Source organism: Pseudovibrio sp. M1P-2-3 (assembly GCF_031501865.1).
GTDB lineage: Bacteria > Pseudomonadota > Alphaproteobacteria > Rhizobiales > Stappiaceae > Pseudovibrio > Pseudovibrio corallicola.
In genome coordinates this window covers 3,242,107-3,264,920 of sequence record NZ_JARRCW010000001.1, presented here as the reverse complement: position 1 = coordinate 3,264,920, position 22,814 = coordinate 3,242,107, and the positions used below count along the sequence as shown (strand labels likewise).

21 protein-coding genes and 2 tRNA genes are annotated in these 22,814 nt (G+C 51.4%); 20 read left to right on the top strand and 3 right to left on the bottom strand.

Translation table 11 applies throughout. The features are described from left to right. Positions 1–36: 36 nt before the first annotated feature. The 15 genes from P6574_RS14255 (at position 37) to P6574_RS14185 (ending at position 13,375) form a co-directional block, all read left to right on the top strand. The gene (locus P6574_RS14255; RefSeq protein ID WP_310620936.1) at positions 37–693 is read left to right on the top strand and encodes a Maf family nucleotide pyrophosphatase; all 657 of its coding nucleotides are present in this window, start codon (positions 37–39) and stop codon (positions 691–693) included. 114 nt (positions 694–807) lie between these two features. Continuing rightward, the gene (gene yacG, locus P6574_RS14250; protein WP_405048104.1) at positions 808–1,035 is read left to right on the top strand and encodes a DNA gyrase inhibitor YacG; all 228 of its coding nucleotides are present in this window, start codon (positions 808–810) and stop codon (positions 1,033–1,035) included. A gap of 195 nt (positions 1,036–1,230) precedes the next feature. Then, on the top strand, positions 1,231–2,835 hold the full coding sequence (locus P6574_RS14245; protein WP_310620934.1) for a bifunctional metallophosphatase/5'-nucleotidase: 1,605 nt from the start codon (positions 1,231–1,233) through the stop codon (positions 2,833–2,835). A 69-nt stretch (positions 2,836–2,904) separates the two neighbouring features. Then, positions 2,905–3,462: a DUF6985 domain-containing protein gene (locus P6574_RS14240; RefSeq protein ID WP_310620933.1), complete on the top strand. Its 558-nt coding sequence runs from the start codon at positions 2,905–2,907 to the stop codon at positions 3,460–3,462. Between the two features lie 234 nt (positions 3,463–3,696). Continuing rightward, positions 3,697–3,772: transfer RNA gene (locus P6574_RS14235), tRNA-Phe, on the top strand. Positions 3,773–3,972: 200 nt separating this feature from the next. Further along, positions 3,973–4,983: a class I SAM-dependent methyltransferase gene (locus P6574_RS14230; RefSeq protein ID WP_310620932.1), complete on the top strand. Its 1,011-nt coding sequence runs from the start codon at positions 3,973–3,975 to the stop codon at positions 4,981–4,983. A 31-nt stretch (positions 4,984–5,014) separates the two neighbouring features. Beyond that, positions 5,015–5,992, top strand: coding sequence for a Rossmann-fold NAD(P)-binding domain-containing protein (locus P6574_RS14225; RefSeq protein WP_310620931.1), 978 nt, complete (start codon positions 5,015–5,017; stop codon positions 5,990–5,992). A 9-nt stretch (positions 5,993–6,001) separates the two neighbouring features. After that, the gene (locus tag P6574_RS14220; RefSeq protein ID WP_310620930.1) at positions 6,002–7,189 is read left to right on the top strand and encodes an FAD-dependent oxidoreductase; all 1,188 of its coding nucleotides are present in this window, start codon (positions 6,002–6,004) and stop codon (positions 7,187–7,189) included. A 304-nt stretch (positions 7,190–7,493) separates the two neighbouring features. Next, positions 7,494–8,111 carry an NAD(P)H-dependent oxidoreductase gene (locus tag P6574_RS14215; protein ID WP_310620929.1) on the top strand — a complete coding sequence of 206 codons (618 nt, stop codon included), beginning with the start codon at positions 7,494–7,496 and terminating at the stop codon, positions 8,109–8,111. Next, a complete protein-coding gene (locus P6574_RS14210; RefSeq protein ID WP_310620928.1) occupies positions 8,111–10,036 on the top strand; it encodes a monovalent cation:proton antiporter-2 (CPA2) family protein in 1,926 nt (641 codons plus the stop codon). The genes P6574_RS14215 and P6574_RS14210 overlap by 1 nt, the downstream gene beginning before the upstream one ends. A gap of 27 nt (positions 10,037–10,063) precedes the next feature. Beyond that, the gene (locus tag P6574_RS14205) at positions 10,064–10,720 is read left to right on the top strand and encodes a DsbA family oxidoreductase (protein ID WP_310620927.1); all 657 of its coding nucleotides are present in this window, start codon (positions 10,064–10,066) and stop codon (positions 10,718–10,720) included. Positions 10,721–10,888: 168 nt separating this feature from the next. After that, positions 10,889–11,086: a hypothetical protein gene (locus tag P6574_RS14200; RefSeq protein WP_310620926.1), complete on the top strand. Its 198-nt coding sequence runs from the start codon at positions 10,889–10,891 to the stop codon at positions 11,084–11,086. A 163-nt stretch (positions 11,087–11,249) separates the two neighbouring features. Continuing rightward, a tRNA-Phe gene (locus tag P6574_RS14195) sits at positions 11,250–11,325 on the top strand. Positions 11,326–11,486: 161 nt separating this feature from the next. Next, entirely contained in the window at positions 11,487–12,614 is a 1,128-nt protein-coding gene (locus tag P6574_RS14190) for an alkane 1-monooxygenase (RefSeq protein ID WP_310620925.1), read from the top strand. A 377-nt stretch (positions 12,615–12,991) separates the two neighbouring features. Then, positions 12,992–13,375 (top strand): hypothetical protein, encoded by a 384-nt coding sequence (locus P6574_RS14185; protein WP_310620924.1) that lies wholly within the window; start codon positions 12,992–12,994, stop codon positions 13,373–13,375. 170 nt (positions 13,376–13,545) lie between these two features. On the opposite strand, the gene fghA is transcribed toward P6574_RS14185, so the two are convergent. Then, positions 13,546–14,385: an S-formylglutathione hydrolase gene (gene fghA / locus P6574_RS14180; protein ID WP_310620923.1), complete on the bottom strand. Its 840-nt coding sequence runs from the start codon at positions 14,383–14,385 to the stop codon at positions 13,546–13,548. A 74-nt stretch (positions 14,386–14,459) separates the two neighbouring features. Further along, positions 14,460–15,587 (bottom strand): S-(hydroxymethyl)glutathione dehydrogenase/class III alcohol dehydrogenase, encoded by a 1,128-nt coding sequence (locus P6574_RS14175; RefSeq protein ID WP_405048103.1) that lies wholly within the window; start codon positions 15,585–15,587, stop codon positions 14,460–14,462. 139 nt (positions 15,588–15,726) lie between these two features. Here P6574_RS14175 and P6574_RS14170 point away from each other — a divergent pair, with 139 nt between their 5' ends. Next, positions 15,727–16,593: a LysR family transcriptional regulator gene (locus P6574_RS14170; RefSeq protein ID WP_310620922.1), complete on the top strand. Its 867-nt coding sequence runs from the start codon at positions 15,727–15,729 to the stop codon at positions 16,591–16,593. A 48-nt stretch (positions 16,594–16,641) separates the two neighbouring features. Here the strand turns inward: P6574_RS14170 and P6574_RS14165 are convergent, their stop codons facing one another. Further along, entirely contained in the window at positions 16,642–18,570 is a 1,929-nt protein-coding gene (locus P6574_RS14165) for a multiheme c-type cytochrome (protein ID WP_310620921.1), read from the bottom strand. A gap of 249 nt (positions 18,571–18,819) precedes the next feature. Here P6574_RS14165 and P6574_RS14160 point away from each other — a divergent pair, with 249 nt between their 5' ends. The 4 genes from P6574_RS14160 (at position 18,820) to P6574_RS14145 (ending at position 22,721) form a co-directional block, all read left to right on the top strand. Then, complete coding sequence (locus P6574_RS14160; RefSeq protein ID WP_310620920.1) at positions 18,820–20,448, top strand: alpha-D-glucose phosphate-specific phosphoglucomutase; 1,629 nt, start codon at positions 18,820–18,822, stop codon at positions 20,446–20,448. Between the two features lie 162 nt (positions 20,449–20,610). Beyond that, positions 20,611–21,177 carry an NUDIX hydrolase gene (locus P6574_RS14155; RefSeq protein WP_310620919.1) on the top strand — a complete coding sequence of 189 codons (567 nt, stop codon included), beginning with the start codon at positions 20,611–20,613 and terminating at the stop codon, positions 21,175–21,177. Between the two features lie 283 nt (positions 21,178–21,460). Then, positions 21,461–21,949 carry a nuclear transport factor 2 family protein gene (locus P6574_RS14150; RefSeq protein ID WP_310620918.1) on the top strand — a complete coding sequence of 163 codons (489 nt, stop codon included), beginning with the start codon at positions 21,461–21,463 and terminating at the stop codon, positions 21,947–21,949. Next, entirely contained in the window at positions 21,939–22,721 is a 783-nt protein-coding gene (locus P6574_RS14145) for a trypsin-like serine peptidase (protein WP_310620917.1), read from the top strand. Before P6574_RS14150 ends, P6574_RS14145 begins: the two co-directional genes overlap by 11 nt. Positions 22,722–22,814: the final 93 nt, after the last annotated feature.

Genomic DNA, 22,814 nt, shown 5'->3' with positions numbered 1-22,814 from the left:
GGTTCCTTGCGATTTCGCATTCAAAACGGGGGAAATATGGGTGATAAACTTCCATTGATTCTGGCTTCGGCGTCACCGCGCCGCTTGGCACTCCTACATCAAATTGGTGTGGAGCCTGATTTTCTGTTGCCCGCAAATATTGATGAAAGCCAGACACGGGCTGAAAGCCCACGTGCACTGGCGCAGCGGCTTGCCCGTGAAAAAGCGGCGGCTGCAAGGGCGATGGTGGAAAAAGACCCGTCTCGGGCGGCAGCTATTGTTCTTGGTGCAGATACCGTGGTGGCCGTTGGTCGTAGAGTGCTGCCAAAGGCAGAAACCCGGCAGCAGGCGAGCGCTTGTCTGGATCTGCTCTCTGGCCGTGTGCACAAAGTGTATACGGGCGTTTCAGTCAATACCGCCGAAGGGTTAGTGCGCACCAAGCTCATAGAAACCCGGGTGCGCTTCCGGCGTCTGTCCTCCAATGATACGCGTAATTACCTTGCCTCTGGCGAGTGGCGCGGAAAAGCTGGTGGCTATGCTATTCAGGGGTTGGCTGGCAGTTTCATTGCACGGTTAATTGGTTCCTACTCCAATGTTGTGGGTTTACCATTGCTAGAAACTGCAAATCTGCTTGCCGGATTGGGGTATCCCGTGCAGGAGGGGTGGGCCTCTATGGGTATTCCCGTGCAGTCGGCTGAAGGCGAAACGGCTTAATTTTTCTAAAATTCAGAGTTACAGGTGTCGGCACAGGACCATTAGGCCTGTTATTTCCGTGGGAGTTGCTATGCTACTCCCATAGGCTGGCCGTTTATTTTTATGGAGGAAAACATGACGGATAAATCAAAGAGTCTGCAGGAAATGTCTTCCAGTAAACAAGAAAGCTGCCCCATTTGTAAGCAGCCTGCTACAGCCTCCCATTCTCCTTTTTGCTCTAAAAGATGCAAAAGTGTAGATTTAAACCGCTGGTTATCAGGGAGTTATGCGATCCCTGCGGAGGATGAGGAACCTATGAGCATTGATGGAAATGAGGGTGAATCCAACCACTTTCTCCAGTGATCCACGGTTTTCTGCAGGTGTTGCGCCTATTACGTATATAGGATGTAGAGAAATATTTACTGGGCACAAAATTTTTCAGTTTGTACCTTGTCTCGGGCTTTCTTATGGGCGAATGTGCAGATGCTAGTACATTTAGCAGGGCAGCTATTCACTAGGGGGGTGGCTGTCGCAGCTTAGTATCTCGGGGACTTTCTTATGACACCACGCCTTAACAGACTCATGTTTTGTGCATCCGCTCTTGCAATGGCAACAAGTTTTTCTGCGCCAGCATTTGCAGACTTCGATCTAACAATCCTTCATACCAACGATTTCCATTCTCGGATCGAACCAATCAACAAATACGACTCCGGCTGTTCTGAGGAGAAGAACGCCAAGGGTGAGTGTTTCGGTGGTTCTGCCCGTCTGGAAACAGCAATTAAAGATCGCCGCGACGCTGCGAAGAACTCTATCCTTGTGTCTGGTGGTGACCAGTTCCAGGGAACTCTGTTCTACACCCACTATAAAGGTGCAGCAGCTGCCGAGTTCATGAACGCGCTTGGCTATGATGCCATGACTGTTGGTAACCACGAGTTTGACGATGGTCCGGAAGTTCTGCGTGGCTTCATGGATAAAGTGGAATTCCCGGTTCTGCTGGCAAACGCTGATTATTCCAAAGACAGCCATCTTGCTGGCAAGCTTATTCCGTCCAAGGTGATGGAAATTGACGGCGAAAAAGTTGGCCTCATCGGTCTGACACCTGCGGACACTGCCGAGCTGGCAAGCCCGGGTAAAGATGTGACATTTTCCGATCCTATTGCCGCTGCCAAAGCTGAAGTTAAAAAGCTTCAGGCTGAAGGCGTGAACAAGATCGTTGTTTTGTCCCACTCAGGTTATGACGTGGACAAAGAAATCGCAGCGGCTGTGCCGGGCGTTGACGTGATTGTGGGTGGCCACACCAACACATTCCTGTCCAACACCTCTGAAAAAGCAAAAGGTCCTTACCCGACTTGGGTTGATGGTCCTGATGGCAGCAAAACCGCCGTCGTTCAGGCTTATGCCTACGGCAAGTTCCTTGGTGAGTTGAACGTGAAGTTTGACGACAGCGGTGACATTGTAGAAGCTGTTGGCGAGCCTATTGTTATGGACGGCAAGATTGCTGAAAACGCAGAGCTTAAAGCCCGCGTTGCCGAAATGGCAGCTCCGTTGGACGAAATCCGCAACGAGATCGTTGGTAAAACAGCTGCTCCTGTTGATGGTGACCGCAAGTCCTGCCGCGCTAAAGAGTGTGAAATGGGTAACCTTGTCACTGACGCTGTTCTGGCGGCGACAAAAGACAACGGCACATCCATTGTGATCCTGAACGGCGGCGGCCTTCGTGCTTCCATCGATGGTGGTGATGTGACAATGGGTGAAGTTCTGACGGTTCTGCCGTTCCTGAACACCCTGTCCACTTTCCAGCTGCAGGGACAGTACGTTGTAGAAGCTCTGGAAAACGGCTTCTCCAAGGTTGAAGAAGGCGCAGGCCGGTTCCCTCAGGTCGGTGGCCTTAAGGTCGAATATGACCCAAGCAAACCAGCGGGCGAGCGCGTTGTCTCCGTAACTCTGGCAGACGGTACGCCGATCGACGCCGAGAAAACCTACCATGTTGCTACCAACAACTACATGCGCGGTGGTGGTGACGGCTACAAGGTGTTCTCCAAGCACGGTCAAAACGCTTACGACTACGGTCCAAGCCTTGACGCTGTTCTGGCTGACTACCTGAAAGCTCAGGACGCTGCCTACACTCCATACCTCGACGGTCGCATCAAAGCCGTCAACTAACAAGCATTATACTTAATGGTATGAAAGAGCGGGCCGCTGTGGCCCGCTTTTTTATTTGGGAGACAATTCATGAACTCATCCTTCAATATAGAAACTATTGAATCTGCATTAACAGAATGGAAAGACACGGGAGAAGACTTTTACGAAAATATTAAATTGTCAATTTCTGAACCCTTCCACCAAAAGGACGTCGAGGTATGGATGACTGCGATCTGGGTGGTTGATATCAAGGCAATAGCTGAGGCCTTACGTGCCTTTGGTAACATGACGACCGATTATTTTGTGCAAGTGGTTCCGCATTTACGGGCTCAATGTATAGACATACTTAGCATAGATCACCCCAATATTCGGCAAAAAATTGATCGCGAATGGAGTGACACAAGGATCGTGAATGCTGTTCACTCCAGTGCAGTAAATGTATATACCGATGATGCTGGAGAAATTTTTTTAAGTCTGGTTGGCAATGCTGACTGGAGTGTGGAGCATGGTTTAAGCGTCACTTGGAGGTGGACCAGAACTGGGTTTATTCTAGAGCGTGTTGGCGACGATGATGACTTGCATGTTAATGATGATAGAAAGCTAATTTATGCTTCTATTGATGGCGATATGTGTACACAACGAGCTTAGTTTTTTCAGTGTCTTGTGCGCTCGGTTGGCTTTAGCTTATACAAGCTAGTAATTTTTAGATGGGAAGGCTTGCTGCTCCCAGTCAATAAACTGAAATGCTTTACTTTCTGGGGCTTCAATAAAATTATTTAGCTCAGTTGTTGAAAAGCGCAATTGCAGTCTGGACAGCGGCCAAGCCAGTTCTTATAAGACGCTCACTTCAACGGGGCGGTACAAACCGCCAACCGATAAAGTGCCCGGATAGCTCAGGTGGTAGAGCAGCGGATTGAAAATCCGCGTGTCGGTGGTTCGAGTCCGCCTCCGGGCACCATTTTTCAAAGTTTCAGTATAAAAACTTCAAGATGGTGTCTTTGCCAATCTAGTCGATTTGTCCCTTTCTTGTTTTAACTTTAGTCGAAAATAGTTAGTTAATTTTATTTAATTTTGATGCGGTTGAATAGCTTACCTTTACGTCGCATATACTTGTTGTGATGTAAACGAAATCTGTGGTCCGCGTCAATGACTATACATATGACGGAAAATTACTCTCTGGATACTATGGGGGCGCAATCTGCCCTAAATAAAAGCTGGCATCTTATGGACCACGCTCTTTCCAAGTTGTCCGCGCGCCCGTCCTATGAGATTTTAAATTATGGAGCTGCCGATGGGGGCACCTCCATGGACTACTTCAAAAAGGTATTTCAGAGGCTGGATGGCGCGCTACTCCATTATACCGCCAATGACCTTCCTCTGAATGATTTCAATACGCTTGCTCGAAATTTGGATGTATTGCGAGCGGAGTTCGAAAATCTCAGTGTCTTCATTCAGCCATCCAGCTTCTACTTTAATGTGGCGCGCAAGGGCAGTGTTGATATCGCTCTAGCGGCAACAACCATGCACTGGCTTTCACAAGTCCCGTGCCGTGCGATCGGCCATTTGCATGCAAACAAGGTTGAGGGAGACATTCGAGACCAGTTCAGAACACAGGCACTTGAGGATTTCGACCATCTTCTTGCCCTACGCGCCTTCGAATTTCGCAGGGGAGGTCATCTGATTATGGTGGATCTGGCGGAAGGCATGGCCGGAGACTTTCTGGGAAGTAATGGCACAGATTTAGATATGTTTGATACGCTCTACAGTCTCTGGGAGGAGCTGTTTAACGACAAGCTGATTACACTGGAAACCTTTGAATACGCACTTATTCAAAACTATTATAAAACAGGCAAAGAGGTTCAGCAGGTTCTCAGCCTGCCTCACCAGATGGAAAACTGGAAAGTTCATTCCCTTTCAACGAGAACGACACCTTGTCCCTACCGGACCCAGTTTGATTATGACGGCGATGTGGATTCTTTTGCAGAGGGTTTGATGAAGACCATCCGCAGCTGGAGCCGACATTCATTTTTGGAAGCTGTCTTGAAAACGGGTGGCAACCCCAGTGTCGTGGATCATTTCTTTACGCGCCTACAAAAGCGCATTTCCCAAGATCCGAAGCGTTTCAGTATGGATTACACTCACAACTACATCCATTTAGAACGTCTTTAAAACCGAATTACTCTCTTGAAAGGACAGAGTAATGTCTGAAGTTAATGTCCAAACCCTCAACATGTCTTGTGGTTCGGTTCACTTTGCCAGTGCGGCAGACGGACAGCTTCCAGCAAATGGAGGACTACGAGTTCTTTCCTACGATTATGACGGGCAGGCTTTGGAAGAAGCCCGCCAACTTGCCGAACGTATGACCGTGAAACACCGTCTCTATAAGACTGGGTTTCGAGGTGGTAAAATTGTGGCCAACGTGGCGTATGTATGCCCGGATACCCTTGAAGAAGTTACCCAAACTGTGGCCGAAGAGCTGAACCGCCGACATGGAGATTTTTACACCGGAGCGGATTTGAACTATGGCGAGGCACAGGTTCAAAAGCTCTTTGAAGATACCCCGTATGTTCTGGCGGCTGTTGGTTCAGGTGTCCATTATGCAGCCGCCACAGCGGCAGGTGCTTATGGAGCTGTACGTACTGCCAAGTCTTTTCTAGATACGTCCTGCGCAAAGATCTTTGTTCATGGGGCAGGGGCCGTTGGTTCCCGTGTTGCCTCGGATCTGGCAGCATCTGGAGATCATGTCTTTGTGTATGATAAAATTACAGCTAGAGGAGATCTGGAGGGAGTTGTTAATCTGGCAGATGCCCAGAGCTGGGTGAATATGCCATGGGATATCGTAGTGCTGGCCTCTGGCTCCCATGTGATGACAGCAGAAATAGCTGAAAAACTTAGCGCCAAAGCGATTGTTTGCGTGGCGAACTTGCCATTCAGGCCCACTGCAAAGGAAATTCTGGAAGAGAAGGGAACCTTGATTTTTGATGAGGGTATCGCAAGTGCCGGTGCTGTCATCGCGGATTCTATTGAGTTCTATAATAAAACTGCATGGCACGAGGCCCCCCCCGAAGACATTTATGAGTTTATATCCAATAGTGTCTCCGAGGAGTGCTTTCGCAAGCTCGCATACTTCAACTTGCAGTTCAGCCCTATCGGAAAACATTTCCTACTGGGTGTATGAGGCATTAAAATGAGTGACTACTTTGATGTGGTTGTCATTGGTGGTGGCATGGCGGGCTTGAGCAGCGCCTATGCGCTGCGCCATAGCGTCAAGTCCCTTCTGGTCTGCGAGCAGTATGACTGCGGCAACAAGTGGGGCAGCAGTGTGGGCCTCAGCCGCATGTATCGGCAGATGTATTCCGACCCCTACTATTGCTCTGTCGCCAAAATCTCCAATGAACTATGGGCGAAACTCGAAGACGAAGCCCGCCAGCCCTTAAGACAGGAACACGGATTGGTCTTCTATGGTGAAGATTGGGGTGAGGAAACCATCGAAGGCAGCATTGCCCGTGCCAAAGAAGTGATGCAGGAACAAGGCATCCAATTTGAGGAGCTAAGCTCCGCCAAGCTGAGCGAACGGTGGCCCCTTCGCACAAAACCGCAATGGTGGGGCCTATTTGAGCCTACAGCTGGAACTATTCTTGCAAAAAACACTCTGGACTTCTGGAGTGATGGTGTTGTGAAAAGCGGTCATGAAATCCGCTGTGGTTGTAAAGTTCAGGATGTTCGTGAGAAAGAGCTGGTTGAAGTTACTTTTTCCGATGGAACCCACATTCTGGCAGGTCAGTGCATTCTGGCCGCGGGCCCTTGGTCCCGCAGGTTTGTGGAAAGTATGGGACATCGCTTGCACTTGGAGATCTGGCACATGCTTTGGGCGCACTACTCGGTAGATCCTGCCCGTGCGCAAGACTACCCGCAGTGGTTTTGTTTTCAAAAAAAAGACAAAGACGATATAGATCAGGGCCTTTACTATGGTTTCCCCTGTCTGGATACAGGCGAGGATGGTGCCAAACGGATCAAGGTTGGCATCGACTGGGCGCCCGCCTCTTTAAGGACGCCAGACTTTGATGAAACACGCCCTCTAAGCGTGCCTCCAGACCTTCTGGCGACCATGGACCGCTTTGTTTTTGATTTTCTCGACGGCATTCTTGAGCGTACAGATGTGCACCTGAACCCTTATACCATGAGCCCGGATGTGGGCTTTGTACTGGATAAGCTGAGTGAACGGGTGACTCTTTTCAGTCATGGGGCCGGACAGGCCTACAAGTTTGCGCCGGTTATTGGTGAAAGCTTGAAACGGCTGGTTCTGGATGAATCTCCGCTGATAGATCTGGCCCCGTGGTCAGTCAGCAGGCCCTCCATCCGCATGGAAAACTAAGGGACACATGTTTTTGTTGGATGGGAATGTACTGGTTTTTATGACCTGACCTCTACCTCGTAAACTTTTCTCACTCCCACCAACAAGGCGTCCTTGAGAATTTTTAGTATTCCTTGGTCCAACTTTATTTTGAAAGCAGGAAAACTGGGTACAATGGGGCTGCGAGGCAGGATTGTTTAGGGCAAACTAGCTAGCGGAAAGGTTTTGCTGCAAAAATTCTAGCGGTTCCACGTTTGCGGTGGGCCAAATCCTTGAAATGAGGCAGGTACATGGGCAAATATCTATGCACCATTGGAGATATAGCGTGAAAACGATTGTTTACTTGGCCCATCCGCGTCTGGATCGCTCAGAAATCTGCGGGCCACTTTTTTCTCTTGCTCAAACCATTTCAGGCATAACCTGTGTGGACCTTTATGCGGAGTATCCAACTTTTAATATTGATGTTTTGAGGGAAAAAAAGCGCTTGGGTGATCATGACGCGATCGTATTCCTCCATCCTCTTTTCTGGTACTCAGCGCCCTCCATCGTTCGAGAGTGGCAGGATCTTGTTTTGCAATATGGCTTTGCATTTGGCCAGAGCGGGCACTCTTTGGATGATAAGGTGATATTTAACGCCGTTTCCTGCGGCGCCAGCTGTGAAGCATACACGCCAAGCGGGGCAAATGGGGCGCATTTGCGCACTTTCCTGATGCCATTTGAAAAAACTGCAGATCTGTGCCGCATGCGATTTCTTGCCCCGTTTGCAATTTTTGCTGCGGGAAAAGCCGTGAAGGAGGGGCGGGACAAAGAGCATCTGGCCAACTGGAAGAGCCTCCTTGAAGGGCTGCGCGATGATACGCTTGATCTTAAGAGGGCTCAAAAAGCTTTAACCTTGAATAAGTTGGCTGCAAAGCAGGCCGCTTGCGTGCAGGAGAGTGGCTGATGGAATTTCTTGCTGCCGGGTTTGTTTATCTTGCGGCCGCTGTCATCGCAGTTCCCATTGCGAACCGGCTCGGCCTTGGCTCTGTTTTGGGCTACCTAATTGCCGGGATCGTTATCGGCCCTATTTTGGGAATTGTTGGCAAAGAAACCATCCAGCTACAGCATTTTGCAGAGCTGGGTGTGATTATGATGCTGTTCCTTGTAGGGCTCGAGCTGCAACCGGCTATATTATGGCGAATGCGGGCCCAGCTCTTGGGCCTTGGCGGTTTGCAGGTGCTGGGAACAACGCTCCTGTTTGCCGTTGTTGCACTTGTGTTCGGGTTTACATGGCAGCAGTCGTTGGCGCTGGGCATGATTTTAGCCCTGTCTTCCACGGCCATCGTGCTGCAAACGCTTACTGAAAAAGGGTGGATGAGCACGTCGGGTGGCCAAAGCTCTTTTTCTGTGTTGCTCACGCAGGATATTGCGGTCATCCCCATGCTGGCATTAATGCCACTGCTTTCTATGGAAATCTCGCCGCTGTTGAACTGGTACGCTTTCGCCCCTCTGGAAAGCTCATGGTTTGCGGCCCATGCAGCTGCTCCGGATGTAACATCTGGTGGCCCGACAACCTTCGAGCAATTGCCGAACTGGGCACAGGCCCTGTGTGTTCTGGCGGTTATTGCCGCCATTATTTTTGTGGGGCGCACACTCATTCGGCCCATGTTCCGCTTTATTGCCGAGGCAAAGCTGCGGGAAATCTTTACCGCAGCGGCTCTATTGCTGGTCACCGGTATTACTCTTTTGATGGACTATGTGGGTCTTTCCCCGGCTCTTGGCACTTTTCTGGCGGGGGTTGTGCTCTCCGACAATGAATACCGGCACGAACTGGAAACGGATATAGAGCCATTCAAAGGGCTACTGCTGGGCCTGTTTTTCATCACCGTAGGCGCTGGAGTGGATTTCCATCTTCTGTTTGACAAACCGTTTATGCTGGTGGGTCTGGCAGCCGGATTGATGGCGCTCAAAGCGGGCTTTTTGTTTGCACTGGGCACCGTCTTCAACTTGAAAGGTGCTGACCGCTGGTTGTTTGCTCTTGGCTTGGCACAGGCCGGAGAGTTTGCTTTTGTTCTGTTCGGTTTAGCACTGGGTGCGGGAGTACTTCCAGAAGAAACCGTAAAGCTCATGATGCTGGTTGTGGCGCTCTCCATGGTTTTGACGCCCGCCCTGTTTATCATCTACGAAAAGATCTTGGCCCCACGCTCAATTACAGGGCCAGATAGAACCGATGATACCATAGAGGAGCAGGGACGCACGGTTATTGCGGGCATGGGCCGTTTTGGGCAGATTGTCTCGCGGCTGCTCATTTCAAATGGCCATCGGGTCACCATGCTGGATCACGACCCTAAAACCATCGAAATTCTCCAGCGCATCGGGTTTCGCGCCTACTATGGGGACGCCATGCGGCCAAACCTGTTGCATGCCGCTGGTATGGATAAAGCTCAGCTTTTCATTGCAGCGCTTGATGATCGGGAAAAGCAAAACGAGTTGGTTCGTCATGTGGCCGCCACGTACCCGCATGTCACCATTTTCGCCCGTGCCCACGACCGCCACCATGTGTACGAGCTGGAAAATGCGGGGGCCCATGAAATAGAGCGGGAAACATTTGAGTCTTCCCTTTCTATGGGGCGTAAAGCTCTGATTAGTTTGGGATATCACCCCTACAAGGCAGAGCGCGCGCGCAGCACCTTCAAAGCCCACGATAAGACTTCTCTTGAGCAGTTGCGTGATGAGTGGAATACCAAAGGAGTTTCAAAAAGTTACATTGAAACTGTGCGCGAACATTACAGTACTTTGGTTGACCTGATGCGTTCAGACCGCGCGGAGGGGGGCGAGCGCTCCGACGGTAGCTGGACACCGCCGCCCAAAGGCGATAGTCGGCTTTAACGATTTAATTGAGAGGATAAGAGGCCTATGAGTGAGTCCACTGGAGCCATGCGCGTCGATATTGTGTCAGATGTGGTTTGCCCTTGGTGCGTTATTGGCTACTACCAGCTGGAAAAGGCTGCCAAACGAGCCGGCACTTCTCTTCATGTGGTGTGGCATCCATTCGAGCTGAACCCGAATATGGTGGAGGAAGGGGAAAACCTGCGCGAACACCTTGCCGCCAAATATGGCACGAGCCGAGACGATTCCAAGATGATACGCGAGCGACTGGCCCAACTGGGGCAGGAACTGGGGTTTGCCTTCAACTTCACCGATGAACAGCGCATGTGGAACACATTCCGCGCCCATCAGCTCATCAGCTGGGCCGAAGAACAGGGAAAAGGCCACGAGACCAAGCTGGCTCTGTTTGAAGCCTACTTCTCCAACGGGGAGAATATCTCCAATAAGGATACTCTCGGGGACATTGCCCAGAACATCGGCTTGAACCGCGCCGCAGCGCTGGCCATGCTGGAGGGCGGCGAGAATGCAGAAGAAGTGCGCGAAAAAGCAAACCACTGGACCTCTCAGGGGATCTCCGGCGTCCCGGCCATGATCTTCGACCACCAACACCTAGTTACCGGCGCTCAAGGGGAAGATAACTACCAAAAAATTCTGGAACACCTGAAAAGACATAGGGTGGCGTGAGTTCGAGAGGAGATAGCTCTCCTCCAGTACCAATGTTTGAAGTTTCCGACCCGTTATTCTATCCTCAAAACTGATGGATGGGTGGTTGCGGTCAGTGCGTCGCAGTACCATATAAAAATAATTAGTGCCTAATAGGCCGAGTAATTCGGCCTTTTGAGAGGGAAAGTCATGCTGGAGAGCATTATCACCAGAGCGATTGCGATCGTGTTTACTCTTTTTCTATGCGTCGGGATCTTCTTCATCTTTGGAGCCATCGCCAGCCTTATTGTGACGATTGCTTTCTTTGCCGTGCTCGCCGTCTTGTTTGGCGCAATATTCGGCAAGAGAGGAAATGACCGCCCCACAGTACGTTACTACCGTAAATGACCGGTATTTCGGAGCTGGCCGCGTGCTTGCAATGTGCACAACCTCTCGAAACTGTTTGTAAAACGCAGATCACTGGAAAACTTTGTTTCAGTGACTAGACATATAGTTTTTAGCCTCCTATAAGACGCGGGTCTTCAGGGCGCACCCAGCGCCGGAATGAAGCGCCCGGATAGCTCAGGTGGTAGAGCAGCGGATTGAAAATCCGCGTGTCGGTGGTTCGAGTCCGCCTCCGGGCACCATTTATTTCCCTTGGTAAAATCAACTGGAATACGTTTACCACGGAGACATGGTGCATGGCGTCACATCTCGGTGAAACAAGCCCCTAAAATCCACAGTATCCCCCTATTAATAGCGGTGTTAGCCTTACTCTTGCGTAAAACAACGCATTGGGGGGCGGGCGATGAATTTTTATACTCAAACTCACGATGGTAAGCGGACACAGTTTATTGATGGAAAGCGTTATTGGTGGCTGATAGCTTATGCTGGCAGTTCCATTCCGCTCATTACGGTGGCGCTTTATGCGGCTTTTGAACACACTGCGATCCTTTTCATTCCCCTGATTTACTTTTATGTTGTTATCCCCTCGGTGGACGCATGGACGGGGGAGGACCCTTATAATCCGCCGGATGATGCTTTGGCGCAGATGGCGACGGACCCTTATTACAGCTGGCTAGTTCGTTGTCTGGTGCCCTATACATGGATCAACCTGATCGCCAGCGTGTGGCTGGTGGGAACATATGATCTGGCTCTTTGGCTGGTTGTTGTGGTGGCATTTGGTAAAGGCTTGTTTTGCGCTGGCACGCTCATGATAGCCCATGAGCTGGGTCATAAGCTCAACAAAACCGACCAGTGGCTTGCAAAGCTCGCCACGGCTGCCGTGGGTTATGGCCATTTTTGTATCGAACATAATCGTGGTCACCATGTTCATGTAGCCACGCCTGAAGACCCCGCCAGTTCGCGCATGGGAGAGAATATCTATGCCTTTGCGCTTCGCGAAATTCCCGGAGCGTTTTTGCGGGGCTGGTTCCATGAAAAGCAGCGGTTACAGCGCAAGGGTCTGCCGTGGTGGTCGCCGCAAAATGACATCTTGCAGGGCTACGCCATGACTTTGGGTTTCATGGCAGTGTGTACGGCGCTTTTCGGCTGGAAGGTTCTTTTGTTTCTCGTCATTCAATGTGTGGTTTCCTGGTATGGCCTGACACAGGCAAACTATGTGGAGCATTATGGCCTACTGCGCCTGAAGGATGAGAACGGAAAATATGAGCGCTGTCAGCCGCGTCACTCGTGGAACACAAACCACATCTTCTCCAACTTGAGCACGTTTCACCTGCAACGGCACTCCGACCACCATGCAAACCCGTTACGCCCCTACCAGACCCTGCGAAACTTTCCGGATTTACCCCGCCTTCCAAGTGGCTACCCCGGTTGCTTTGCGCTGGCGGCAATTCCGCCCCTGTGGTTCCGTGTCATGGACCCGAAGGTGATGGAATGGGCTGGTGGAGACATCTCTAAGGTCAATAGAATTTAAAGGTGATCTAGTACGCAGCCTCTTGGGTTGCGGTAGTATATCCCTTTGAAATCATAGTGATAAACCAAATGTGAAGACTTCATACCCGCTTTTGCCCAAAGGTAAGGCGGGCTGCCGTGTAGATTGTCTTGCTTAAAATAGTTGATTAATATCAACTAAAATATATAGTGTCCCAAAATATAGAGCTAGAGTTCTAACCTAGCGGGAGTCCATAGCCTTCTTTGTTGTAAAGACAGATGGGCTGGCCCGCCGCTTTTCTTGGAACTTTGCAGATAAAAGCTGTCTCTGCTTTATGACGTGTGGATCATCAACCCAAGTGCGGGTTAGGGAAACAGGTTTCAGGCAGATCGGCGAATAGACAAATATAAGGTAGCACTATGATACGTGTATCTCAGATTCTTTCCGGTCTTTTTGTTCTCATTCTGGGAGGCGCTGGAATTACCACAATGCTCTTCCCCGAGCTTGTTAACGAGCCAACCGGATTTAATGCCACAACGGCCTATGGCCTGACAAATGTGCGAACTCTGGGTGCACCAACGCTGGCCTTGGCGGTTATTGCGCTTCTGGGGCTTGTTCGTCGTGACTGGATGCTCATTCTGCCAGCCTCCCTCTATTTCTTCCTGAACTTTTCTGCCCGTGTCATTTCCGTGTTCAACGAAGGGTATGATCCGGTCATGGTGAAGGGACTGGTAATCACTGGAACATTATTTGTGCTCTCCCAAATCGCTGTGCACACGTTTCGCCACAATCGGGAATACTAGGATCCGCTGTATTTGATTGAGATACGTACCCAAACAAAGGTTAAAGCAGTGAGCTGTTTCAATAAAACTGCTCACTGCTTTAGACGCCGGATATGATACCGAATCCAGCACTTAATAGTGCCAGACAAGCCCAAAGCCAGCAAACATCTGCCTTCCAGCCCGCAACCTACTTATGAGCTGCGAAGATGGTTCGCATGAAAATGCAGATGGTCATCGATAAAGCTGGCAATGAAATTGTAGCTGTGATCGTATCCAGGCCGCATGTTGAGTTGAAGCGGGTAGCCGCACTCGTCAGCGGCCTTTTGTAATAGCTGTGGCTTTAGCTGCTCTTCCAGAAAATTGTCCGCGTCCCCCTGATCCACCAGCGTTGGAATTTGCGGGCTTGTTTTTCCCATTAAACAGGTGGCGTCATACTGCTCCCAATTGCTCCGGTCTTCTCCCAAATAAGCGGTGAGGGCCTTTTCTCCCCACGGGCAATTGAGCGGGGAGGAGATAGGGCTGAAAGCGGAAACAGAGGCATAGCGATCGGGATTTTTGAAAGCCACGGTCAAAGCGCCGTGACCGCCCATTGAATGCCCCATAATGGACCGCCTGTCAGTTGCCGAAAAGTTGGCCTCAATGAGTTCAGGCAGCTCCGAGCGCACATACTCATACATGTTGTAGTGCGTCTTCCACGGCTCCTGTGTGGCTGTCACGTAAAAGCCAGCCCCTTTTCCAAGGTCATAGGCATCATTGTCTGCAACATTATCCCCGCGCGGGCTGGTGTCAGGGGCAACCAGAATAACACCCAGTTGGGACGCCAAACGCTGGGCACCTGCTTTTTGGATGAAGTTCTCGTCCGCACAGGTGAGACCGGAGAGCCAGTAGATCACCGGCAACTTTTGGTTTGCCACCTGTTCGGGCAGGAAAATGGCAAACCGCATAGAGCAGGAGAGCACTTGGGAGGTGTGGCTGTAGTGTTTGGTATACCCGCCAAAGCTCTTGGATTCACTAATTAATTCAATGGACATGAGGACCTTGAAACCTAAAGAAAAACCGGCAGCCTTAGTATATCCCAAGGCAAGCCGGTTTGCTTTTTAAAAGACTACTTATCGAAGTGGATGACAGAGCGAATGCTCTTGCCTTCGTGCATCAGGTCAAAGGCACTGTTAATGCCATCGAGTGGCATGGTGTGGGTGATGAAATCATCCAGCTTGAACTTGCCTGCAAGGTAATCCTCCACATAACCCGGCAGTTCGGAGCGTCCGCGCACGCCGCCAAAGGCCGTTCCACGCCACACACGTCCGGTCACCAGCTGGAAGGGCCGTGTGGAGATTTCCTGTCCGGAACCTGCTACACCGATAATGACAGATTCACCCCATCCCTTGTGGCAGCATTCCAAGGCAGAGCGCATCACATTCACGTTGCCGATGCATTCAAAGGAATAGTCCACACCGCCTTCGGTCAACTCAACAATGACATCCTGAATGGGTTTGTCGTGTTTTTGCGGATTAATGCAGTCGGTTGCGCCCAGTTTGCGCGCCAGATCAAACTTGCTCTCGTTGATATCGATAGCCAGTATGCGGCTCGCGCCCGCCATAACGGCCCCGATAACCGCTGAAAGGCCAATGCCGCCCAGCCCGAACACGGCGACCGTGTCGCCTTTTTCCACCTTGGCGGTGTTGAGCACGGCGCCCATTCCCGTTGTTACACCGCAGCCCAGCAGGCAGACTTCTTCCAAAGGAGCTTCCGGGTTCACCTTGGCCACGGCAATTTCCGGCAAAACGGTGTATTCGGAGAATGTTGAGCAGCCCATGTAGTGGTAGATGGGTTTGCCCTCACAGGAAAAACGGGTGGTACCATCGGGCATCAAACCCTTGCCTTGGGTTTCTCTGATTTTCTGGCAAAGATTTGTCTTGCCTGATTTACAGAATTTGCACTCGCCGCATTCGGGTGTGTACAGCGGAATAACGTGGTCGCCCACGCTCACGCTGGTGACGCCTTCTCCAACAGATTCAACAATGCCGCCGCCTTCGTGGCCCAAAATGGCAGGGAAAATCCCTTCTGGGTCATCACCGGAAAGGGTAAATGCATCCGTATGGCACACGCCTGATGCCATGATTTTAATGCGAACTTCGCCAGCCTGAGGTGGCATAACCTCGACGGTTTCAATGGACAATGGCGCACCGGCTTTCCACGCGATGGCGGCTTTACATTGAATTGTTTCGGCCATTTCAAACTTCCTTGGTTTTAAATTGAAGGCGGGAATTGTCTCAACTGTTGTTCTACATGGCATTATTCCTGTAAATTGATAATACCCAAAATTCTGAAAAGTTTTTTACTAGCTGGTAATAATAAAAGAACGGCGCCAAATGGTGGACTGGAATGGCATTAATGAATTTGTTGCGGTGACGGAGACCGGCAGTTTTACAGGAGCTGCCAAGCAACTGGGCCTTTCCACGGCACATATCAGCCGGCAGGTGAGCGAATTGGAAAACCGCCTTGCCGTGCGCTTGTTTTATCGCACCACGCGAAGTGTCACAATAACCGAACATGGGCAGATGTTTTACGGCCGCTGCCGCCAGATACAAGAGGACCTGTGCGAGGCCGAGCGTCAGATTGCCGGGCTGCAAAGTGCGCCCCGTGGCCGGTTCAAGCTGACAGCGCCAACCATCTACGGGCAGGACCGGATCGCCCCGCTTATCAATGATTTCCTCACTCTCCATCCTGAGCTGGAAGTCCACTTCAACCTGACAAACGAGACGGTGGACCTGATTGAAGAGGGGTATGATTTGGCCATCCGCCTTGGCCAGCTCAAAGCCTCCAGCATGATCGCCCGCAAGCTCACCAGTCGCACTCTTCATGTGTGTGCCTGTCCGGCCTATATCGAGCGCCATGGTGCCCCTGAAGCCCTGACGGACTTGGGCAAACATAACTGTCTGGTCGGATCGTTGAGCTTTTGGCGGTTTCGGGAGCACAACAAGGCAAAAACCGTCAAGGTGCGCGGTAGCCTGCATTGCAATAGCGGTTGGGCCCTGCTGGATGGCGCTTTGAAGGGCATTGGCCTTACCCAGCTGCCCGATTATTACGTGGAGGAACATCTGGAAAGTGGCCGTTTGGTTTCCGTTCTCAATAAATACCGCGAAACAGAGGAGGGCGTCTGGGCACTTTACCCGCACAGCCGCAAGCTCTCCCCCAATGTGAAGTTCTTGATAGACTTCTTAAAAGACAAACTTTGATGTCGAGGCTATAGTGGGCCTTCAGCGCTTTTCCCCTTTCCATGTAGTTCAAAGATTTTGCGCCAAATGGAGCAAGGTTTGGTTTCCCGGGTTGGCTAAAAGTGCTTGTTGCAGGGTCTGGCGGGCGGAAGAAGGCTCTCCAAGGGCTTGGAGAATACGCACCTGCATCACCCATGCGGGGATTTGCTGCGGATCCAACGCGCTGGCTTCCTTGAAGTTGGCAAGCGCGTCCATAAACCGGCGCTGGCTGAGGGCGATGCCTGCTTGGGCAAGTAAAGCCTCTGGGAAGTCACTGTTTACCATCAAGCTGGCGTGCAACTCATCGCTGGCCTGCCCCGCCGGACTTCGCAAAAAGCTGGGAAGTTTTTCCCTCGGGATGTCCATGATACTTCTGGCGGCAGCAATGCGAACGGATTTTACAGGATCAGAAAGGGCAGGGGCCACACGGCTCAGGCGAACGGAAGGCGGGACGCTCCGTTGCAGGCCAAGGGCGGCGGAGCGCACAAGGGGACTTGGGTCTTTCAAAAGCGCTCTCGTCTGGCTGGCAATGGGCACATCTGCTACGGTTTTGAGAAGATCAAGGGCGGTTGCCCGCACAATGTCGGCCTCCTCTTTGTTTTCTGCCAGTGCGATCAGCTCGCCTTGTACAGCCTTGGGGTCTTTGCGTCCCTTGTAAAGAACAGTGGCGAAGTGTTGCGGCGGTGTGCTGCCTTGGGGAAAGAAGCTTTGCAACTGACGGGTGGACCACAGGGCAGATTTCTTTTTGTGGCAGTCATTGCAGGCGTTGGGGCTCATGCTGGACAGGGTGAGGTCGGGCCTTGGAATGCGGAAGCTGTGGTCCCGCCGCCAATCGTTGCCCATGTAAACCCGCTCCACCATGTGGCAGGAAACGCACTGGCTTCCCTCGCTCCCTGCTTCATGGCGGGTGTGGTCAAAGCTGTCATAGTCGCGCCGGACAACAGTTGGAAAGCGCGGGTTACCTGCGGGTGAGTGGCAGGCCGTGCAAACATCGTTCCCCTCTCTTACCAGTTCCCCGTTATGGGGATCATGGCAGTCAGAACACCCCACTCCCGCACGGGCCATCTTTGATTGTAAAAACGAGCCGTAAACATAGACCTCGTCCTCTATAGTTCCGTCAGGGTGATAAAGGTTCTCATCCAGCAGTGACAGGCGGTAGCTCTGGTGAAACGGTGTGCCCGCCAGCGGCGTGGTATTTTCCAGCGGTTCACGACGAGAATGGCAGCCCGCACAAACCTTTACAACCTCCTCAGGTTCCCGCCCTTTCAAGGGATAAGCAAACCCTTTACCATCTTCCAGTTCCGCAGAAAGAGGGGCGCCGTCCTCAGCCCATGCCACATGGGCGCTAGCAGGGCCGTGACATGCCTCACACCCCACCCCTTTTTCTGATTGGGTGGAGGTGTAGCTGCGCGTTGTTGCATCATAGTTTTTTGAGTAATCGGTTGCATGGCATTCGGCGCAGCGGGAATTCCAGTTCTTGTAAATTCCGGTCCAGTGCTGGCCCTCGCCCACGCGCGGGGTGTGGTTGCCATAAATATTGAACCAGCGATGATCCAACGTGTCCCAAGCAATATCAAGCACCTGCTCGCGCCCGCCCTCCATGGCAACCGTATATTGCTGCAAGGGATGCACGCCGATGACGCTTTTTATAGGGTAGGTAGAGTGCGAGCCGTCAGCCTCCGTGATGCTTATAAGAAAAGCCTCACCATCCTTGGTGAATGTGTAGCGGCGCTGGGCATCTGCGTAAGTGGAGCCGTTGAAGTCTGCCAGAACATTGTCCTCGCTTGGCTCCAGCCATGCTTTTGCATGGTGGGATTTTTGCCAGCTCTTAAATGCATCGGTATGGCAGCTCTGGCATTGGCCGGAGCCTGTAAACTCAAGCTCAACTGATGAGGCGGCAAAGGCCTGCCCGAAAAATGAGGCGGTAACTATAAGGAAAATATAAATAAATTTACCCAAGCTCAGCCCCCGCTCCAGACCAATTAACTTTGATGAAGAAAATTGCCCGTCTCCCAATAATGGTTGAAATCCTATGTCATAAAAGCCAAGGAATTCTTAGGAGGCTTATAAAGTGTGCTTTCACTTAGTTAGGGAATCTCTTGTCAGCCCCGCCTTTTTTCGTATTGCTGGAGATGGGGAGAGTGCGCTAGAGCTACACCAATAACTTTATAAACCTCATGGGTACATCGAAAAATTTAAGAGAGTCTCTTGATTAAAACCGTTCAAACCAAACCATTTATGGACCAGAAACCGGGGACTTCGGGCCTGCGGAAAAAGGTTCCGGTGTTCCAGCAGGAGCATTACTGCGAGAATTTTATTGCCTCAATTTTTCAGGCCATTGAAAACAAGCGGGGCCAAACCCTTGTGCTGGGCGGGGACGGGCGGTTCTACAATCGTCATGTGATCCAGCTTGCGCTGCACATGGCAGCTGCCAGCGGTTTTGCGCGGGTTTTGGTGGGCCGTGATGGTATCTTGTCAACACCTGCGGCCTCGCACCTCATTCGCAAAAATAAGGCCGTGGGCGGCATCATCTTGTCTGCCAGCCACAATCCGGGCGGGCCAGAGGAAGACTTTGGCATCAAGTACAACGGTCCAAACGGTGGTCCCGCGCCCGAAAATGTTACAGAGGCCATTTTCGCCTTTACCAAGGAAATCGAGAGTTTCTCTATTCTTGAGGCCGAGGAGGTGGAGCTGTCCCAGCTGGGTACAGTTCAGCTGGGAAACATGAGCGTCGAGATCATTGATCCTGTTCAGGATTATGCCGATCTTATGGAAAGCCTGTTTGACTTTGACGCCATCCGCAAACTGTTTGCCTCCGGCTTTACCATGGTATTTGATGCCATGAACGCGGTGACCGGCCCCTATGCCACGGAGATTTTCGAGTCGCGTTTAGGCCTGCCAAGAGGGTCTGTTGTCAATCAGGTGCCACTTGAAGACTTCGGCGGCCTGCATCCTGATCCCAATCTGGTGCACGCCAAAGACCTGCACGATCAGATGATGAGGCCGGACGCGCCGGACTTTGGCGCGGCCTCCGATGGGGACGGGGATAGAAACCTGATTATCGGCAAGGGCCAATATGTGGCCCCTTCTGACTCACTGGCCATCCTTGCCGCCAATGCCCATCTGGCACCTGCTTACAAAAACGGACTTTCCGGCGTTGCCCGCTCCATGCCCACCAGCACAGCGGTGGACAAGGTGGCGCAAAAGCTGGGTCTTGCCAGTTTTGAAACGCCAACGGGTTGGAAATTCTTCGGCAATCTGCTGGATGATGAGCGGGTGTCCTTGTGCGGCGAAGAGAGTGCAGGCACCGGCTCCAGCCATATCCGCGAAAAAGACGGTGTCTGGGCGGTGCTGCTGTGGCTCAATATTCTGGCAAGCCGTGGCCAGAGCGTGAAAGACCTTATGGAAGACCATTGGCGGCTTTTTGGGCGCACATTCTACACCCGCCACGATTTTGAGGGGCTGGAAAGTGAGGCGGCAAATCAGCTGTTTGATGACCTGCGCTCTCGTCTCCCCCAGCTTTCCGGCGCGGTTCTGGGCGGCTTGAAGGTCAGCAAAGCCGACGAGTTTTCCTATAAAGATCCGGTGGATCAGTCCGTCAGTTCCCAGCAGGGCATCCGCCTGCACTTTGAAGGCGGTGAACGGCTGGTCCTGCGCCTGTCCGGCACCGGAACTTCCGGCGCAACCTTGCGCGTTTACCTTGAAAAACACTCGGATGATCCAGCCTCTCATTCCGTTGAGACACAAGAGGCACTGCAGAACCTGATTGAGGCAACGCATGAGCTGCTGGAGCTGGAAAAACGGGTGGGGCGCAAGGCTCCCGACGTGATTACGTAAAACTTAGTACGCACATACTCTGGAAGGCAGACCTTTTGCTGCCTTCCAACTTCTCCCCCAATAATTTAACCCCAAAATATAATGACAGGCATATGCATGGGTGATACCTGTTGTAATAACACAGGTTTAAGTTGTTACAAGTGCTTGGGTATGGAGAGTTTAATGTCGCAAATTCTGGAAAAAAAAGAGCGTTATAAAGGCCTTGGCGTTCTCTTGGACGTGACTGTGAAAACGGTTCACCCAGATGGCAGAGAGCACATTACCAGAGAACCTGTGTGGACCTACGGGGATTCCATCTCTGTCATGCCCTTTGATATTTCAGCCAGGACTGTTCTAATCCTCAAACAAATGCGCCCCGCGCCATTTCTGGCGGAGGGTATCCAGATTTTTGAAGCTTGTGCTGGCGGTATTGAGGAAGACGATGCCTCTCCCGATGCAGCCTGTCGACGCGAAGCTGCGGAAGAGCTTGGCTGTACGCTGGATGAGCTGGAATTCATTGCAAACGTCTATATTGATCCGGCCCGCCTGACGGAACAGGCACACATTTACCTTGCCCCCTATAAAGCCGGTGAGTTCAACACCCAGAACAGGGATCAGGATGAGGATGAGGATATCGAAGTTTTCGAGCTGAGCTTTGATGAGCTGTTTGCCCTTTATGAAAACAAAGAGATCCGTTGTCCACGCTTGATGATGTTGACCCAGTCCCTGCTATTGAAGCTTAAGGCATAGGGGTAATACCTGTTTTACTCGGTAATTTCTTAAGGCTGTAAATAAGTGGAGTTTGCTCCAAACTCCCATATCTCCTAGGCTTATGCGAAGATATTTTGCAGTGAAGTGCAGATAAATCTGACGTTGCTGCTTTGCGCGCGGGCAGGGACGCGATGACCTGCAGCATATCTGCGGAAAGCAGGTGCCAGATTTGGATAAAGATATGTGCCCCCAAAGAGTTAAAGCGATGAGATGTTTCGAATAAAACGCATAGCGCTTTAAACCGTCAAGCCGAGGAGTGACCATGGATACACACGGGTCTATCGTGAACAGTATAAGTACTTTTTTTCAAGAAGTTGATGCCAGCAACTGGGCAGCCGTGCAAACAATGCTAGGAAAGTCGGTTGAAGTTGAGCATTCTAACGGTGAACCCGGGGAGATTGAATATCTCTCCCCTTCTCAAATAATCGAGCCTTGGCAGGCCTATCTTGCCGGTTTCGATAATACTCATCACCAGATCGGCACACTGCGTGTGGATACGAAAGAGCAAAAAGCCAAGGCCAGCCTGTATTGTACCATCACCCACTTTTTGAAAGAGGCCAAGGGAGGCAATGTGTGGCGAATCTACGGAGCCTTTGATCTGGCTCTTTCCAACGCAGGCGGGGCCTGGGTTATTGACCAGATGAAGTTTCACAACAAGTTTCAAGAAGGTAACACTGAGCTGCCGTCTCTTGCAAAGGACCGGCTCAAAGTTGAGGAAGGCAGTAACCACTCACCCTCTCATGCTTTATAGTTTATGTAAGCTGGCGATTGCCCTTCTCTCCCTTTTGTGGGTCGAGGCAGCGTATGCCCAGACTAATGATCCTTTTCCGGGTCTTATTGGCTCAAAGGATAACCGCGAAATTTTGGTGGGTGATAAAGCTCCATGGAACGCCGTTGGCCGTGTCAACAGGGCTGGCTACAACAGGCGCTCCATGTGCACGGGAACTCTGGTCGCTCCTGATAAAGTACTCACCGCAGCGCACTGTTTGTATAATCCGGCGAATGGAAAGGTGTTTCCAGCGGGGGAGGTGAAGTTTGTTGCGGGGCTGCGCCGGGATGTCTATTCGGAACTGGGGAAAGGCAAGTGCATTATCCTGTCCCCTAGATACTCCTATGCGACAAGTGCAAAGTTGAGTGAGAGCGCGTCAGATGTAGCAGTGATCGTCCTGCAAAAGCCCATGGAAACAGTAGCACCCTTTCCCCTCGTAAAACAGGGGGTGCAGGATCAGAGGCTTATGAGCGTGGGGTACACGCGCGAAAGACCGTATCTGCTTACCGCCGACAGACAGTGCAAACTCTTGAAAAAGACCAAGGGCGTGTGGCTGACCAATTGCTACACCAACTTCGGCGGCTCCGGTGGCCCCGTACTTGGTGGAGATGAGGGGGATCATTACCTGAGTGCCGTCATGGTTGCGGTAAACCCCCATAAGTTCACTGTTGCAGTTCCTTCAAGTGTCTGGAAGCCGCTTGTGGAGCGCGCCCAGTGTAGGCAGTCAAAACCAGAAGGCATCCAGCCGGATTGAATACAAGGGGTATGCTCTAATTACATCGGTGAGATAGTTCATTGAAAAGCTTCGCCGATATAAGTTTTTTGCTTTCGCGCGGATCTCAACCCG